This is a genomic window from Polaribacter sp. SA4-10 (assembly GCF_002163835.1).
Taxonomy (GTDB): domain Bacteria; phylum Bacteroidota; class Bacteroidia; order Flavobacteriales; family Flavobacteriaceae; genus Polaribacter.
Genome location: NZ_CP019331.1, coordinates 2244489 through 2259730, shown reverse-complemented (window position 1 = coordinate 2259730; position 15242 = coordinate 2244489). Strand labels below are relative to the sequence as shown.

15 protein-coding genes are annotated in these 15242 nt (G+C 29.3%); 6 read left to right on the top strand and 9 right to left on the bottom strand.

The window, feature by feature from the left end; genetic code table 11:
• Positions 1–5: 5 nt before the first annotated feature.
• Both BTO04_RS09735 and BTO04_RS09730 read left to right on the top strand, forming a co-directional pair.
• Entirely contained in the window at positions 6–752 is a 747-nt protein-coding gene (locus BTO04_RS09735; protein ID WP_087564311.1) for a uroporphyrinogen-III synthase, read from the top strand.
• A gap of 234 nt (positions 753–986) precedes the next feature.
• Positions 987–1487 (top strand): nicotinate-nucleotide adenylyltransferase, encoded by a 501-nt coding sequence (locus BTO04_RS09730; protein ID WP_087564310.1) that lies wholly within the window; start codon positions 987–989, stop codon positions 1485–1487.
• A gap of 133 nt (positions 1488–1620) precedes the next feature.
• Here the strand turns inward: BTO04_RS09730 and radA are convergent, their stop codons facing one another.
• The 4 genes from radA to panC all read right to left on the bottom strand — a co-directional run bounded on the left by radA (position 1621) and on the right by panC (position 5369).
• The gene (gene radA, locus BTO04_RS09725; protein WP_087564309.1) at positions 1621–2979 is read right to left on the bottom strand and encodes a DNA repair protein RadA; all 1359 of its coding nucleotides are present in this window, start codon (positions 2977–2979) and stop codon (positions 1621–1623) included.
• Positions 2980–3195: 216 nt separating this feature from the next.
• Positions 3196–4140, bottom strand: a complete 945-nt coding sequence (locus BTO04_RS09720; RefSeq protein WP_087564308.1) for a lysylphosphatidylglycerol synthase transmembrane domain-containing protein — start codon at positions 4138–4140, stop codon at positions 3196–3198.
• A gap of 2 nt (positions 4141–4142) precedes the next feature.
• Positions 4143–4493, bottom strand: a complete 351-nt coding sequence (panD, locus tag BTO04_RS09715; RefSeq protein WP_087564307.1) for an aspartate 1-decarboxylase — start codon at positions 4491–4493, stop codon at positions 4143–4145.
• A gap of 27 nt (positions 4494–4520) precedes the next feature.
• Positions 4521–5369: a pantoate--beta-alanine ligase gene (gene panC, locus BTO04_RS09710; RefSeq protein WP_087564306.1), complete on the bottom strand. Its 849-nt coding sequence runs from the start codon at positions 5367–5369 to the stop codon at positions 4521–4523.
• Positions 5370–5466: 97 nt separating this feature from the next.
• Here panC and BTO04_RS09705 point away from each other — a divergent pair, with 97 nt between their 5' ends.
• Genes BTO04_RS09705 through glmS form a run of 3 tightly spaced genes read left to right on the top strand, consistent with a single transcriptional unit; the run spans position 5467 to position 9754 of the window.
• Positions 5467–6276 (top strand): glycogen/starch synthase, encoded by an 810-nt coding sequence (locus BTO04_RS09705; RefSeq protein ID WP_087564305.1) that lies wholly within the window; start codon positions 5467–5469, stop codon positions 6274–6276.
• 10 nt (positions 6277–6286) lie between these two features.
• A complete protein-coding gene (locus BTO04_RS09700) occupies positions 6287–7873 on the top strand; it encodes a DUF4270 family protein (RefSeq protein WP_087564304.1) in 1587 nt (528 codons plus the stop codon).
• A gap of 24 nt (positions 7874–7897) precedes the next feature.
• The gene (glmS, locus tag BTO04_RS09695; RefSeq protein ID WP_087564303.1) at positions 7898–9754 is read left to right on the top strand and encodes a glutamine--fructose-6-phosphate transaminase (isomerizing); all 1857 of its coding nucleotides are present in this window, start codon (positions 7898–7900) and stop codon (positions 9752–9754) included.
• 56 nt (positions 9755–9810) lie between these two features.
• Here glmS and BTO04_RS09690 read toward each other — a convergent pair whose 3' ends face one another.
• The 3 genes from BTO04_RS09690 to BTO04_RS09680 form a co-directional block, all read right to left on the bottom strand.
• Positions 9811–10539, bottom strand: coding sequence for an energy transducer TonB (locus BTO04_RS09690; RefSeq protein ID WP_087564302.1), 729 nt, complete (start codon positions 10537–10539; stop codon positions 9811–9813).
• 146 nt (positions 10540–10685) lie between these two features.
• Positions 10686–11291: an FAD-dependent oxidoreductase gene (locus BTO04_RS09685; protein WP_087564301.1), complete on the bottom strand. Its 606-nt coding sequence runs from the start codon at positions 11289–11291 to the stop codon at positions 10686–10688.
• Positions 11292–11879, bottom strand: a complete 588-nt coding sequence (locus tag BTO04_RS09680) for a MarC family protein (RefSeq protein ID WP_087564300.1) — start codon at positions 11877–11879, stop codon at positions 11292–11294.
• A gap of 83 nt (positions 11880–11962) precedes the next feature.
• Between BTO04_RS09680 and BTO04_RS09675 the strand changes: the two genes are divergently transcribed.
• Entirely contained in the window at positions 11963–12532 is a 570-nt protein-coding gene (locus BTO04_RS09675; protein ID WP_087564299.1) for a DUF3109 family protein, read from the top strand.
• Here the strand turns inward: BTO04_RS09675 and BTO04_RS09670 are convergent.
• Positions 12524–14440: a tetratricopeptide repeat protein gene (locus tag BTO04_RS09670; protein ID WP_087564298.1), complete on the bottom strand. Its 1917-nt coding sequence runs from the start codon at positions 14438–14440 to the stop codon at positions 12524–12526. The genes BTO04_RS09675 and BTO04_RS09670 overlap by 9 nt on opposite strands.
• 3 nt (positions 14441–14443) lie before the next feature.
• Positions 14444–15178, bottom strand: a complete 735-nt coding sequence (locus BTO04_RS09665) for a LytTR family DNA-binding domain-containing protein (RefSeq protein ID WP_087565381.1) — start codon at positions 15176–15178, stop codon at positions 14444–14446.
• Positions 15179–15242 lie beyond the last annotated feature (64 nt).

Sequence of the window (15242 nt, the reverse complement as noted above, 5' to 3'; positions counted from 1 at the left end):
AGCTTATGAAAGTGAAAACTATTCTAGTATCACAACCACCACCAAAGACAGAAACTTCACCTTATTTTGATTTGTCTGACAAACAAAAAGTAAAGATTGATTTTAGATCTTTTATTCATGTTGAAGGTATTGAAGTAAAGGAAGTTAGAAGTCAGAAAATAGATTTAAATAATTTTACAGCAATAATTTTGACGAGTAGAAATGCTGTAGATCATTTCTTTAGAATTGCTGAAGAAATGCGTTTTAAAGTGCCAGATGATATGAAATATTTCTGTCAATCTGAAGCTGTAGCTTATTACTTACAAAAGTATGTTGTTTATAGAAAACGTAAAATTTATGTTGGTCTTAGAACTTTTCCTGAGTTAATTAAGTTGATTAAAAAGCATAAATCAGAAAAATTCTTACTACCTTCTTCGGATAAATTAAAATCATTAATTCCAGAAGAATTAAATAAAATTGAAGTTACTTGGACAAGAGCAGATTTGTATAAAACTGTTGTAAGTGATTTATCAGATTTAGAAAATGTGGTTTATGATGTGCTTGTATTTTTTAGCCCTTCAGGAATAGAATCGTTATTCAAGAATTTTCCAAACTTTGAGCAAAAGGAAACAAGAATTGCTGCTTTTGGAAACTCTACTGTTGCAGCAGTTACAGCAGCCGGTTTAAAGTGTGATATTGTTGCACCTTCTCCAGAAACACCTTCTATGACAATGGCTTTAGATAAGTACATTAAAGTTGTAAATAAAAAATAATTTATGCTGAATCTTTACACTGAGCTTGTCGAAGTGTAATTCAGAAAATTCTTATAAATTGATATAAACCGAGCAGAGATGTTCGGTTTTTTTTTGATTCTATTCTATGCTACTTTTTTATTTTCTAATTATTCGGCAGCTGACTATCATCATTGCAAAAGAATAATTAGTGTATTAGTTTTGACAAAAGGATATAAAAACGTCCATTATTGTTACTAATTTAAAAAATAAATTATGAAAAAATTAATTATTTTATTTGTTGTTATTGGTTTATCAATACCAGCATTTGCCCAAGATCCAATAGAATTGTCTGAGATAACTATTTTTGCCAGAAATTACAAATATTTAGATAAGATTGATTCTCAAAAAGCAGCGATACCTGTTAAACTACTACAAAGGTCAGTAGCTACTTATGATGTAAGAAAATCAGATTTTTATGATGATGATTATGATTATTATACTGTTTCATTTTTTATTCCAAAAGGAAAAATTGTTGCAGTTTATGATAAAGACAGTAATATTATTAATACCATAGAAAAGTATAATAACATTAGACTACCAATAGCAGTAGCTACTGCTGTCGCAGAACGTTTTCCTAAATGGAGAGTTTCTAAAGATGTTTATTTATTAAGCTATAGGGATGATAGAGAGGCTAAAAAAGTATATAAATTAACATTAGAGAATGGTAATGAACGTTTAAAAGTTAAAATGGATGCTGAAGGAAATTTTTTATAGATAATTAAACTTTTTAGTATAAAAAACAGGAAAGCAATGTGCTTTCCTGTTTTTTATTTTAATCTTATAAAAGATGGAATCAAAGTTATCCCTTTAGGGTTTAGCGTTTACCAAATTAATTAAACCGAGAAAACTAAGCAAATAAAGTAGCAAAAGCTTCTTCAATCTTACCAACTAAAATCAATTTAATTCCGTGGTTTTTAGAAGTAATCTTATTGTATTTAGAAGCTACAAAAGTTTTATAACCTAGCTTTTCTGCTTCTAAAATACGTTGATCAATTTTAGAAACAGGTCTAATCTCTCCTGCTAAACCAACTTCTGCAGCAAAACACACGTTCGGGTTTATGGCAATATCTTGATTGGATGATAAAATTGCCGCTACAACTGCCAAATCTATGGCTGGATCATCTACATTTATTCCTCCAGTAATATTTAAAAATACATCTTTTGCACCCAACTTAAAGCCAGCTCTTTTTTCTAGAACTGCTAAAATCATGTGTAAGCGTTTTAAATTATAACCTGTTGTGGAACGTTGTGGTGTTCCATAAACTGCGGTAGAAACTAAAGCTTGAATTTCTATCATTAAAGGTCTAATCCCTTCTAAAGTAGATGCAATTGCTGTTCCGCTTAAATCGGCATCTTTTTTAGATATTAATATTTCTGATGGATTTGAAATTTCTCTTAAACCTGTAGAAAGCATTTCATAAATTCCTAATTCTGATGTTGAGCCAAATCTATTTTTTTGTGATCGTAAAATTCTGTAGGTATGATTTCTGTCTCCTTCAAATTGTAAAACAACATCTACCATGTGTTCTAAAATTTTTGGTCCAGCAATATGTCCCTCTTTATTTATATGACCAATTAATAAAACTGGCGTAGCTGTTTCTTTGGCAAATTTTATTAGTTCTGCAGCAGTTTCTCTAATTTGAGAAATACTTCCTGGAGAAGCTTCTATAGCATTTGTATGTAATGTTTGTATAGAATCTATCACTAAAACATCTGGTGCTGTAGCTTCAATATTTTTAAAGATATTTTGCGTGTTTGTTTCTGTAAGAATTAAACAATTAGAATTGTTAGTTTCTAACCTTTCTGCTCTCATTTTTATTTGAGATTGACTTTCTTCACCAGAAACATAGAGTACTTTTTGATTTATTTTTAGCGCAACTTGTAATAATAAAGTCGATTTTCCAATACCAGGTTCCCCACCTAAAAGTGTTACAGAACCTTTTACTAATCCGCCACCTAAAACGGTGTCTAATTCGTTATTATTGGTAACAACTCGTTCTTCTGGGTTTAACTGAATATCAGCAATTCTTAACGGTTTTGAAACTTGTTTTGCTGTTGTTGCTTGTTTCCAAGAACGCTTTTCTTCTTTTTGAATTACTTCTTCTACAATCGTATTCCATTCTTTACAGGCGCCACATTGTCCTACCCATTTTGCATGTTGAGTTCCACAATTCTGACAGAAAAAAGTTGTTTTGGTTTTAGCCATTTAAAAAGAGTTTCTAAAGTTTGAAAGTAACAAAGTTACAAAGTTTATGAGCTGATAATTTTTTAAAATAGATAAAAATAAGATTTTCTTAAAGTTGGCAAATAATTGCGTTAGCGATTGAATGGCATGTTTGAGCTCTTTTTTGAGATGCTAATTTTTATTAGCATGAGGAAAAAGCGAGTAATGAAAGCGCGACCTTTAGGTAACGCCCAAAAATTACTTATTCTTATTATAAATGGGTAAAAGGAAAAACGCCAATCCTCCAAAAACAATAATCATTGCAGTTTGGGCGGTCCACATAATCCAACCAAAAGCGGTTGCGGGTTCTGTAGGAATATCAAACAAAGCGAGTGCTCCAGCAACAGCAATTGGGTATAAACCAACGCCACCATTTGTTGCCGCAATAGAAAATCCACCAGCAATAAAGCCAATTAAAATTCCGCCTAAAGGAACATTTAAACCTTCAATTGCAGGTATTGTTGCCCAAAACATAGCAACATACATTGCCCAAATAAATACGGTATGAAAAATAAAAGCCCATTTATTTTTCATCTTAAAAATACTTGTAACGCCTTCTAATAAACCAGAAGCAAAAGTTTTAATTTTTAATAGAAATCCGGATTTTGCTTTTTTTACAAAGGAAGAAAAGATGTAAAAACCAATAACTAAAATTACTAAACCAATAATTATTTTAGTTGGGTCGAAATTCTTAGTTAAGAGTTCGTAAATAAAATCGAACTGAACAAAAAGTGTAATTGTTATGATGCATAACATCATAATTAAATCGGCAATACGTTCTGCTACTATGGTTCCAAATCCTTTTTCAAACGGTACGTCTTCGTAATTTGTTAACACTAAAGCTCTAGATACTTCTCCTGCTCTTGGTAGTGCTAAATTTACTAAGTAACCTACTAAAACAGCTAAAACACTATTGGTAAATTTTGGTCTAAAACCTAAAGGTTCTAACATAAATTTCCATCTATAAGCTCTTGATAAATGGCTTAAAATTCCAAAAAATAATCCTAAAAAAATCCAATTATAATTTGCTTCTTTAAAGTAGCCAATTAAAACATCTATAGAAATATTAGAGAGAGAATACCAAACTAAAAAACCTCCCAAAATAAGAGGTAATATTATTTTTAAAACCTTTTTGATATTCAAAATTATGTAAGAGTATTATCTTTTTCGTTAGGAAAAACTAAGGAAGGTTTAAATGCTTTTGCTTCTTCGAGCTCCATAAAAGCATAAACAATTAAAATTAAAATATCACCAACAGCAACCAGACGAGATGCTGCTCCGTTTAAAGTGATTTCTCCACTTCCGCGAGGCCCGGGAATTGCATACGTTTCTAAACGATTACCATTATTATTATTTACAATTTGAACGCGTTCACCCTCAATAATATTGGCTGCATCCATTAAATCTTCATCAATGGTAATGCTTCCTATATAATTTAAATCTGCACCTGTAACTTTTACACGGTGAATTTTTGATTTTACAACTTGTACTAACATATGGCAAAAATAGTATTTTTTTCGTTATTAATTCTTTAAACGAATGTTGTCAATCAATCTAATTTTATCTGCATAAACTGCAATAAAAGCACGGTACTTCTTTTTAGATTCTCTATTTTCTATTGTTTCTAGTGTTTTTTCTTCAGCAATAGTAAAGTACTCTAAATCTAAAAGAGGTTGTTTTTTAAACTGATTTTCTACCCATTCATTTATAATATTAGCATTTTCTGAGCCAAATTTTTCGCGTACTTTTTTAAGTGTTTCATAAATAAAAGGAGCTAAATCTCTTTGTTCTTTAGTTAAGCGTATATTTCTTGAGCTCATTGCTAAACCATCTTTTTCTCTAAAAATAGGACACCCTTTTATTTTTACAGGAAGTCTATTTTTATTCACCATCTTTTTGATGATTTGTAATTGCTGAAAATCTTTTTGACCAAAATAAGCTCTTTTAGGTTCAATAATTTCAAAAAGTGTTTTTACAACTGTACCGACACCGTTAAAATGACCTTCTCTAAACTTTCCTTCCATTTGATGTTCCAAGCCATCAAAATCAAAATTTTCTGAAGAAATATTTTCTTCATAAATTTCTTCTACAGAGGGTGAAAAAAGAAGATCACAAGAAGCACTTTCTAATAATTTAATGTCGTTTTTTAATGTTTTAGGATACTTTTTTAAATCCTCATTATTATCAAATTGAGTAGGGTTTACAAAAATACTGACTACAACAATGTCATTTTTTTGTTTTGCTTTTTTAATTAACGATAAATGACCCTCATGTAAAGCACCCATTGTTGGCACAAAACCAATAGATTTTTCTTTTGCTTTAAGTGATGATAAACAGTCTTTTAAATCTTGTTTTTTATTAAAAATTTCCATTCCTATATTATAAGTAAAGTGTGCAAACTTACCATTTTAACACGATATTAGCATAATAATTTGTATTTTTGCGCTTCTTATAAAAGAGATTGATTTAATGAAGGACAAGAGAATATTATTTGTTTCATCGGAAGTGGTTCCTTACTTACCGGAAACAGAGTTATCGTTAACTGCTTTTCAAGCAGCAAAAAATGCACATTCTAAAGGGGTTCAAACAAGAATATTTATGCCAAGATATGGTGTAATTAATGAACGAAGACATCAATTACATGAGGTTATTCGTTTATCTGGAATGAACTTAATTGTAAATGATATGGATATGCCACTTATTATAAAAGTTGCCTCTATACCAAAAGAAAGAATGCAAGTTTACTTTATTGATAATGAAGAGTATTTTAAAAGAAAAGCTGTTTTTACAGATGAAGATGATAAATTATTTCCTGATAATGATGAGCGCGCAATTTTCTTTGCAAAAGGAGTTGTAGAAACTGTAAAGAAATTAAATTGGGCTCCAGATATTATTCATGTTAATGGATGGCTGGCATCTTTGTTACCATTATATTTAAAAGAGTTTTATAAAGAAGAACCTTTGTTTGCAGAAAGCAAAATTGTAACATCTCTTTACAATAATGGCTTTGAAGGAACTTTGAATGAAGATTTAGCAAGTAAAGTTAAATTTGATATGATAAAAGACGAAAAAATAGCAACTATAAAAACACCTAATCATACTAATATATTAAAAAGCGCCATAGAAAATTCTGATGCAATTATTTATGGTAGCGAAACAATTTCTGATGAACTATCCTCTTTTATTAAAGAAAGAGAGATACCGGTATTAGAATACCAACCAGAGAACTTAAAAGAAAATTATTTAAATTTTTATGCTGATTTAATTCCAGCTAATTAATTATTTTATAGTGAGAAATATTATTAGAAAAAGCGTTTATGTAGGTGTTTTGTTTTTTATCTTTTCAGGAATTATTTCTTGTGAAAAAGACTTTACAGACATAGGAACAAGTATTATAGGGAATACAAAGTTTTTAACAAAAGATACAATTTTAGAAGTACTAGTAACAAATGCACCTATAGAAAGTGTAATTGCTGGTGGATTAAGCCTTTCAGGAGGTTTACAAGGGCAATATTTGTTAGGTAATTATATAAATACGAATGATGAATATGAGAGTATAGAAGCGTCTATAGTTTCTCAAGTTGTTATAAATACAACTTCAGCAATTGTTACTTATACGAATCCAGATGATTTAGAAGTAATTACTACCATAGATACGGTTTTTTTAAAGCTACCTTATCAAGCTACTTTAGAATCAAATACGGATAGACCTGTTTATGAATTAGATTCTGTTATTGGAAATCAAGAATTGCCATTTACTTTAAATATTTACGAATTAGACACTTATTTAAGTAGGTTAAATCAAACAGATCCTACAAAAGTAAATCAGTATTTATCTAATGCAACGTATGAGAAAAAAGGAACGAACCTAAATGAATTTGCAGATATTGATTTTACACCAGGCGTAAATGATACGTTAATGATTGTAAAAAGAAGAACTAGCGATGGTAATCTGTACGAAACGGATACTGTAAAATATACAACAACATCAAATACAGATTTACCTTTACCAGTTGCTTTTATTCCACTGAAGAAGAGCATTGGGCAAGATGTTTTTTTAGATAATTTTGGTGGTGATAATTTTGCTTCCCAAGATGCTTTTAATAATTACTTTAGAGGAGTTATAATAGAGGCTAAAGAAAAAAATCATGTATCTGGTAAAAAAGGCGGTTCTTTAATTGGTTTTAATTTCAGGAGTACATCTTCTCAATTAAATCCTTCTATAGAAGTTTATTATACGAATACATTTTTAAGGAATGGGGTAATAGATACTGTATTTACTAAAAATCATTCTTTTCAATTATCAGGAATTGTAAATAATTCATTTAAAATGACGGATAAAATTTATCCTACAAATAATGAAGTGAAAATTCAAGGACTTGCAGGAAGTGAAGCAACAGTTGAAATACTAAATGGCAATGAACTTTCTGATTTAAGAAGTGAAAATTGGTTAATTAATGATGCAGCGTTAACGTTTTATATAAATCAATCTTCAGATACTACAATTGCTCCATATAATTTGTTTTTATATAAAAATGGTGTAGATGTAAATTCTAACCCTGTATTAAGTCAAGTAAAAGATAGTTATAGTGAGCAATCTTTCTTTGGAGGTGCTTTAGATAATGAAGGTGGTGTACCGAGTAAGTATACGTTTAAAATTACTGATTATATTTCTGATTTATTAAGTGGTGAAACAGATTATTTACCAAAATTAAGGTTAAAAGTTTATAATTCTACAGATACTCCAGTATCTGATTCAATTTACAGAAATTATAATTGGAGCCCAAAAGCTGTTACAATATTGAATCATGATAAAACTATAAATGGTTCAAGAAGAGCGCAATTAAAAATATCCTATTCAGAGAAAAATAATTAATCAACTAACTTATAAAAAATTGCTATGTGTGGAATTACAGGTTATATTGGTTTTAGAGATGCATATCCAATAGTTATAAACGGCCTAAAAAGGTTAGAGTATCGTGGTTACGACAGTTCTGGAATCATGATGTATAATGATAAACAAATACACCTTTCTAAAACAAAAGGAAAAGTTTCAGATCTTGAAGCCATTACTAATAAAGAAGAAGGAAGAAGAAAGGGAAATATAGGAATGGGGCACACACGTTGGGCAACTCATGGAGTTCCTAATGATGTTAATTCTCACCCACATTTTTCTCAGTCTGGAGATTTAGTTATTGTTCATAATGGAATTATAGAAAACTATGATACGTTAAGAAAAGAGCTAATCTCTAGAGGATATGTTTTTCAAAGTGATACAGATACAGAAGTTCTAGTTAACTTAATAGAAGAAGTAAAAAAACAAGAAGGCTGTAAACTTGGTCAAGCTTTACAATTAGCTTTAAACAACGTAATAGGGGCTTATGCTATTGCTGTTTTTGATAAAACAAAGCCAAATGAAATTGTTGTAGCTCGTTTAGGAAGTCCAATTGCAATTGGTGTAGGAAAAGATAATTCAGAATTTTTTATTGCTTCAGATGCGTCTCCATTTATTGAATATACAAAAGATGCCATTTATTTAGAAGATGAAGAAATGGCAATAATAAAATTAGGTAAAGCAATACAAGTTCATAAAATTCATGATGACTCTATAGTAGACGCTAATATTCAGAAATTAAAAATGAATTTAGAGCAAATAGAAAAAGGGGGTTATGACCATTTTATGCTTAAAGAAATTCATGAACAACCTAAAGCTATTATTGATACTTACAGAGGTAGAATGTTGCCAGATGAGGGCATCATAAGAATGGCCGGTATAGATGATAATATCAACAAGTTTTTAAACGCAGAACGAATTATAATTGTTGCTTGTGGTACTTCATGGCATGCTGGTTTAGTTGGGGAATATCTTATTGAAGATAAGGCGCGAATTCCTGTAGAAGTTGAATACGCATCAGAATTTAGATATAGAAATCCTATTATTACACCTAAGGATATTGTTATTGCTATTTCACAATCTGGTGAAACTGCAGATACATTAGCCGCTATAAAATTAGCAAAATCAAAAGGGGCATTTGTTTTTGGTATTTGTAACGTTGTTGGGTCTTCTATTGCTAGAGAATCAGATGCAGGAGCATATACGCATGCAGGGCCAGAAATTGGAGTTGCTTCAACAAAAGCTTTTACAACACAAATTACACTTTTAACGTTAATTGCATTAAAATTAGCTTCTAAAAAAGGAGAGGTTTCTAAACCTGAGCTTAGAGTGTTCATGCAAGAAATGCAATTAATACCGAAGAAGATAGAGGCTCTCTTAAAGATAGAAGATAAAGTAAAGGAGATTGCTGCCGTTTATAAAGACGCTAAAAATTGTTTGTATTTAGGAAGAGGTTTTAACTTTCCTGTGGCTTTAGAAGGTGCTTTAAAATTAAAAGAAATTTCTTATATTCATGCAGAAGGTTATCCTGCTGCAGAAATGAAGCATGGACCAATTGCTCTGATAGATGAAAATATGCCAATTTTTGTTATTGCAACAAATAAGGGGCATTATGAAAAAGTAGTTAGTAATATTCAAGAAATAAAATCTCGATCTGGAAAAATTATAGCAATTGTTACAGAAGGAGATACGCAAGTAAAAGAAATTGCAGATCATGTAATTGAAATTCCAGAAACTGTAGAAGCATTAACACCTTTGTTAACTACAATTCCGTTTCAATTGTTGTCTTATCACATAGCTGTAATGTTAGGTAAAAATGTAGATCAGCCAAGAAATTTAGCAAAATCGGTTACAGTAGAGTAAAGGTTTTACTATAATATATATGAAAAAAAATCCAGCTTTTTAGCTGGATTTTTTTATTATCTTACTTCAAATGTTATAGGTATACTGTAGCTTACACCAACAGGTGAGCCCCTTTGTTTCCCAGGTGTCATTCTAGGTAATGAAGTTAAAACCGTTATTACTTCTTTTTCTAATCTTGGGTGTGGGCCTCTTGCCATTACATTAGAAACTTTTCCTGTTCTATCAATTTTAAACATAACAAAAAGTTTTTTCTTTCCAGGAACTAACCCAAGCTCCGTTGCTAAACTAGTATTAAATTTTTTTCCAAAAAAAGCTGTTATTTTTTGAGTGAAACAACGTTTAAGCTCTGTGTTGTTACCTTTGCAACCTGGATATACAGGAACGTTTTCAATAAGAACAAAAGGAATGTCTTCTAAAAGCTCTTCTTCTTCCTCTACTTCAATAATATCATCTGTATTTATAACAATTGCTTCACCTTCATCTGTCTCTGTAGATTCAATAATTGTTTCTTCTATTTTCATTTCATCCTCTACAATCTTAATTTTCTCAACAAGTACAGGAACGTCTTTAGGTGGAGGAGTAACTTCTTGAATTAAAACGATAGGAATATCTTCTTTCATTTCATCTTCCATGTTTGCTTGCCCTAAACTTTTTAAATCACTTCTATCATAAGTTTTGTGCTCCATAAGAGTGTACACAACAAATAAGGTAAGTGCTAAACCTATTTGAAGAAATATTTTACTATAATTTTCTAACTGTTGTTTCGGGTTTTTTTTGGTAATCATTTTTAAAACTTTTAATGTTTATATTTTAAAATAAACAGACTAATTAATAGTCTTGGAATATATTAATAACAGTGTGAAATGTCTTTATAAAGACAATTACACAGTGTAAAAGTATATGCTTTAAAAGTTTTAAAATATGATTAAAATCATACTTTATCGTGCACTTTGGTAGAAGTATTGTTATTCCAAAGGGTTAAGATATCTGTTGCTACACTAGCTCCACTTCCTGCTGCAATTGCAAATTGACTTCGCCAACCAGCTATTGTACCACAACAATACAAACCAGTTTTAATTAAATGATTGTTGTTTTTAAGTTGAATTCTGTCTTTTTCAGGATTTGCTCTTTGGTGTGGTTCTAAAAAATTTTCTAAACCAGAAATAGAGAAGGGTTTTGAGTAGTTTAATGCTAGAATTACAATTTTTGAAATATAAACATTTTTATTGGTCGTAATTTTATATCCACCTCCATCTTGTAAGATAGAGACAACTTTTTCATCTTCGATTTGAGATACATGTGGATATAGGTTTGATAATTGCTCTTTTCCTTCAATTAAAATATTTTTTCCAAGAGTTTTAGCTGGTAAACCTAAAACATTATTAAAGAGCGCATTTTGTAAATGAGATGTTTTCTGGTGGAGTATAACACCAATGTTTTTATTGATAGCAAACGCTTTATTTTTAGCAGAACCTAAAACCAAAGCACATTGCATACCAGCAACCCCACCACCAATAATTAAAGTATCAAAAATCATTTAAATAAATAGCATTTTAATATTTGCGGCAAACAATTTTACGGCAATGGCAAGTAAAATTACACCAAATATTTTTCTAATTATTTGTATTCCATTAGGTCCAATAATACGTTCTATTTTAGAAGATGTTTTTAAAACAATATAAATTAAAAGAACATTTAATAAAACGGCTACAATAATATTTTCTATATGAAACTCTGCTCTTAAAGAAAGTAAGGTAGTTAAACTTCCAGGGCCAGCAATTAATGGAAAAGCTAATGGAAAAATAGAGGCGGTTATTGCATTTACATCATCTTCATTGTCTTTATATAGTGTAATTCCTAAAATCATTTCTAAAGCAATAAAGAATAAAATAAAAGCACCAGCTACAGCAAATGAATTTACATCAATACCTATTAAACTTAATAAACTTTGCCCTAAAAAAAGGAAAATTATCATAATAAAACCGGCAATTAGTGACGCTTTTTCAGACTGAATATGGCCCGCTTTTTTACGCAAATCAATAATAATAGGAATATTTCCAATAATATCTATTACTGCAAACAAAACCATAAAAGCGGTAACAATTTCTTTGAAATTAAAATTCATAATTTTTATTTATTTTGCAAAACTAGACAACTTAGTTTAACTAAATGTAAAGTTATAGAAAAAAAAAATACTATTTTTGCGATATGTTTCAACTAGGAAAAACTATCGTTTCAGAAGATATTATCGAAAAAGACTTTGTGTGTAACTTATCTGCATGTAAAGGAGCTTGTTGTGTAGATGGAGAAGCGGGTGCGCCTTTAGATGAAGAAGAGACTAAAATTTTAGAAAAAATTTATCCAAAAGTAAAACCCTTTTTAAGGAAAGAAGGGATCGCTGTTATTGAAAAAGAAGGTCCTTGGGTAAAAAGTGAATGGGGCGAACTAGAAACTCCTTTAATTAATGGTGCAGATTGTGCATATGTTTTTTTTGATGAAAAAAAGACAGCTTTATGCGCAATTGAAGAGGCTTATAACTCTGGAGAAATAGATTGGAAAAAACCTGTTTCTTGTCATTTATACCCAATAAGAGTAAAAGATTACAGTGAGTTTTCTGCTGTAAATTATAATAAATGGGAAATTTGCGATGACGCTTGTTCTTTAGGAAAAGAATTACAAGTGCCTGTTTACAAGTTTGTAAAGCAAGCTTTGGTTAGAAAATTTGGGCAAAACTGGTATGATGAACTTGAAAAAGTTGCAGAAAAGCATTTAAAATAAAGGAAACTTTAAAATAACTTTTGTTCCACAGATTTTTTTATTCTCACACAAAATATCTTCATAGGTAAGTGTATAATCGTTTTTTAAAGTTTTAACAAAGGTTTTTAATCGTTGTTTGGTTAAATCGACACCAACAGATTTTCTTTTTATAGATTTTTCGGCTTTAATTTTGGATGAAGCTTCTCTACCAATTCCATTATCTTCAATTTCAATTTGAATAAAATCGGATGATAATTTAGTAATAGAAATTATTATTTTTTTATCTTCTTTCTTTGAAGATAAGCCATGCCATAAAGAATTTTCTAAGAAAGGTTGCAACACCAAAGGTGGAATTTTTATTGTATTTAAATTTACTAAAGAATCAGTTTTTATACTAAAATCTATTTCATTTGAAAAACGAATATTTTCTATACTCATATACAGCTTCATTGTTTCTAACTCTTCTAATAAAGTAATTTTTTGAATAGATGAAGCTTCTAATATTTTTCGCATTAATTTAGAAAACTTATTTAAGTACGATATTGCCTTCTTTTGGTCATTTTCTATAATATATAACTTAATAGAATTTAGAGCGTTAAACATAAAATGAGGGTTCATTTGACTTCTTAAAGCATCTTGTTTTAATGAAAGAATCCTTTTTTCATTTTTTAGCCCTTCTTGCTTATTGATAGAGAATAAAAGAATAGCAACTAAAGTAAAAATACTTAATGCTAAAATCCATAAATTTCTATTTCGTGTAATTTGTAGTTGGGCAATTTCATTTTTTTTAGCGAGCTCTTTTATTTGATTTTCACTGTGCTGCTTATCATATTTTGTTATCAGTTCACTCAGATATAAAAGGTTACGATCATTAAGCGTTTTAGCATCTTCTTCTTTAGCATGTTTGTAATATGTGTAGGCTTTTTTGTACTCTTTTTTCTTATCGTACAATAAAGCTAAATTTTCATTTGCTTTAACTACAATAGTATGGACATTAAATTTTGTTGCAATTTTTAAAGCTGTAGTTAAATTGTTTTTTGCGTCTACAAGATTATTTAAATGTAACTGCGCTAAACCTAATGTATTGTATGTGTTTGAAAGATAGTATTTATCTTTTTCTTTAATTGCAGTTGATAAAACGGTATCTACAGTTTTTAAAGCTTGGTTGTATTTTTTTTGTTTTATTAAAACATTTGCAATACTATACCCACAAATTACTTTACCTATTTTAGAATTAATTAGATTGTTGTTATCTAATGACTTATGATAATTTTTAAGAGCCTCATCTAAATCTCCCAATTCTTCCTGTGCATTACCAATATTTTGATAATTAATTGCAAGACCAAGTTTATGATTAAGTTCTCTTTGTACAACGATAGATTTTCTAAATTCATTTAAAGCCAATTTATATTGTTTTAAAGAAATATAAATATTACCCATACTGTTTTGAGAAATGCTAATACCCTTTTTAATACTTATTGTGGGGTTTTTAACATTAAGCGCTTTGTCTAATGCTTCTTGATGGTAATTTAAAGCATTTCTAATATCATCTTGTCTCCTATATACAGAGCCAATTGAATTTAAAGTTTTTACTTCAGAAATAGTGTCTTTTTTTTTCCTACTTAACTCAAGCGCTCTCTTATAATAGTAGATTGACTTATTAAAAAGTGAATGGTCTCTATAATACCTTCCCAAAGCATTATTGCCATAAAACTGGCCTTCTAAATAGGATGCTTCCTTGCTTCTTTTAATTAATAACTCTAAAGGTTTTTTGCTTTTTCTTTCCTTTATAAAAATTGAGTCAATAATGCTAAGTGAAGAAAATTTATTTTCAACAAGGTATTCTATTTTATTAGTTGTTTCTGTTTTTTGAGAAAAGCAAAAAATACTTAAAAACAGAAAATAAAAAAGAAATATTTTTGTTTTCATGAATTAAAATTTATCTAAAAATGCTGCTTTTTTCTGACGAGAAACTGGTATTTTATGATTATTTTCTATAACAACATAACCATCCGTTTTATAAAATTCTTTTACCTTTTTTAAGTTGATGATAAAAGAGTTATGAATTCTAAAAAATAATTCTTTAGGCAGTAAAGTATTTACCTCTTTTAGTTTTTTTGTAACAACAATTTTTTTATTTTCTGTAGTATAAATAGTTGAGTAATTTCCATCAGATTCAATAAAAAGTATTTCTTTAGGCTCTAAAAAAATCATTTTACCATCTGTATTTATTGTAATTTTTTTTGCGTTGAAGTTTTTGTTGAAATTCAACAATACCTTTTCTACATTAGAAGAATTTAAAGCTTTAAAACTATGTTTTTTAACTTTCTCTATAGTTTCTTCTAAATCATCGGTATCTATTGGCTTTAATAAATAATCAATAGCTTCATTTTTTAGTGCTTTTATAGCATACTCATCATAAGCAGTTGTAATAACTACAGCAAAATCACGAGATGTAAGTTTATTCAAAAATTGAAAACCATCCATAGTTGGCATTTCGATGTCTAAAAAAAGGCAATCAATATTATTTTTAGCTAAATAAATTAAAGCTTCTTCAGGATCATTGAAAGTAGCAATAACCTTAATTTGGGTATCAAAATTTGATAATTCCCAAGACAAACTTTGTATTGCTTTCGGCTCATCATCAACAATTACTGATGTTAACATAAAAAATATTTTAATCAAAAATACTATAATATTTTTATATAAAAATGAATTGCAAATTCATTTA

What these genes read in the sequence shown, in the direction of transcription:
- BTO04_RS09735 (WP_087564311.1), top strand. Translation starts at nt 6, where the DNA reads ATGAAAGTGAAAACTATTCTAGTATCACAACCACCACCAAAGACAGAA.
- BTO04_RS09730 (WP_087564310.1), top strand. Translation starts at nt 987, where the DNA reads ATGAAAAAATTAATTATTTTATTTGTTGTTATTGGTTTATCAATACCA.
- radA (WP_087564309.1), bottom strand. Translation starts at nt 2,979, where the DNA reads ATGGCTAAAACCAAAACAACTTTTTTCTGTCAGAATTGTGGAACTCAA.
- panD (WP_087564307.1), bottom strand. Translation starts at nt 4,493, where the DNA reads ATGTTAGTACAAGTTGTAAAATCAAAAATTCACCGTGTAAAAGTTACA.
- panC (WP_087564306.1), bottom strand. Translation starts at nt 5,369, where the DNA reads ATGGAAATTTTTAATAAAAAACAAGATTTAAAAGACTGTTTATCATCA.
- BTO04_RS09705 (WP_087564305.1), top strand. Translation starts at nt 5,467, where the DNA reads ATGAAGGACAAGAGAATATTATTTGTTTCATCGGAAGTGGTTCCTTAC.
- glmS (WP_087564303.1), top strand. Translation starts at nt 7,898, where the DNA reads ATGTGTGGAATTACAGGTTATATTGGTTTTAGAGATGCATATCCAATA.
- BTO04_RS09690 (WP_087564302.1), bottom strand. Translation starts at nt 10,539, where the DNA reads ATGATTACCAAAAAAAACCCGAAACAACAGTTAGAAAATTATAGTAAA.
- BTO04_RS09685 (WP_087564301.1), bottom strand. Translation starts at nt 11,291, where the DNA reads ATGATTTTTGATACTTTAATTATTGGTGGTGGGGTTGCTGGTATGCAA.
- BTO04_RS09680 (WP_087564300.1), bottom strand. Translation starts at nt 11,879, where the DNA reads ATGAATTTTAATTTCAAAGAAATTGTTACCGCTTTTATGGTTTTGTTT.
- BTO04_RS09675 (WP_087564299.1), top strand. Translation starts at nt 11,963, where the DNA reads ATGTTTCAACTAGGAAAAACTATCGTTTCAGAAGATATTATCGAAAAA.
- BTO04_RS09670 (WP_087564298.1), bottom strand. Translation starts at nt 14,440, where the DNA reads ATGAAAACAAAAATATTTCTTTTTTATTTTCTGTTTTTAAGTATTTTT.
- BTO04_RS09665 (WP_087565381.1), bottom strand. Translation starts at nt 15,178, where the DNA reads ATGTTAACATCAGTAATTGTTGATGATGAGCCGAAAGCAATACAAAGT.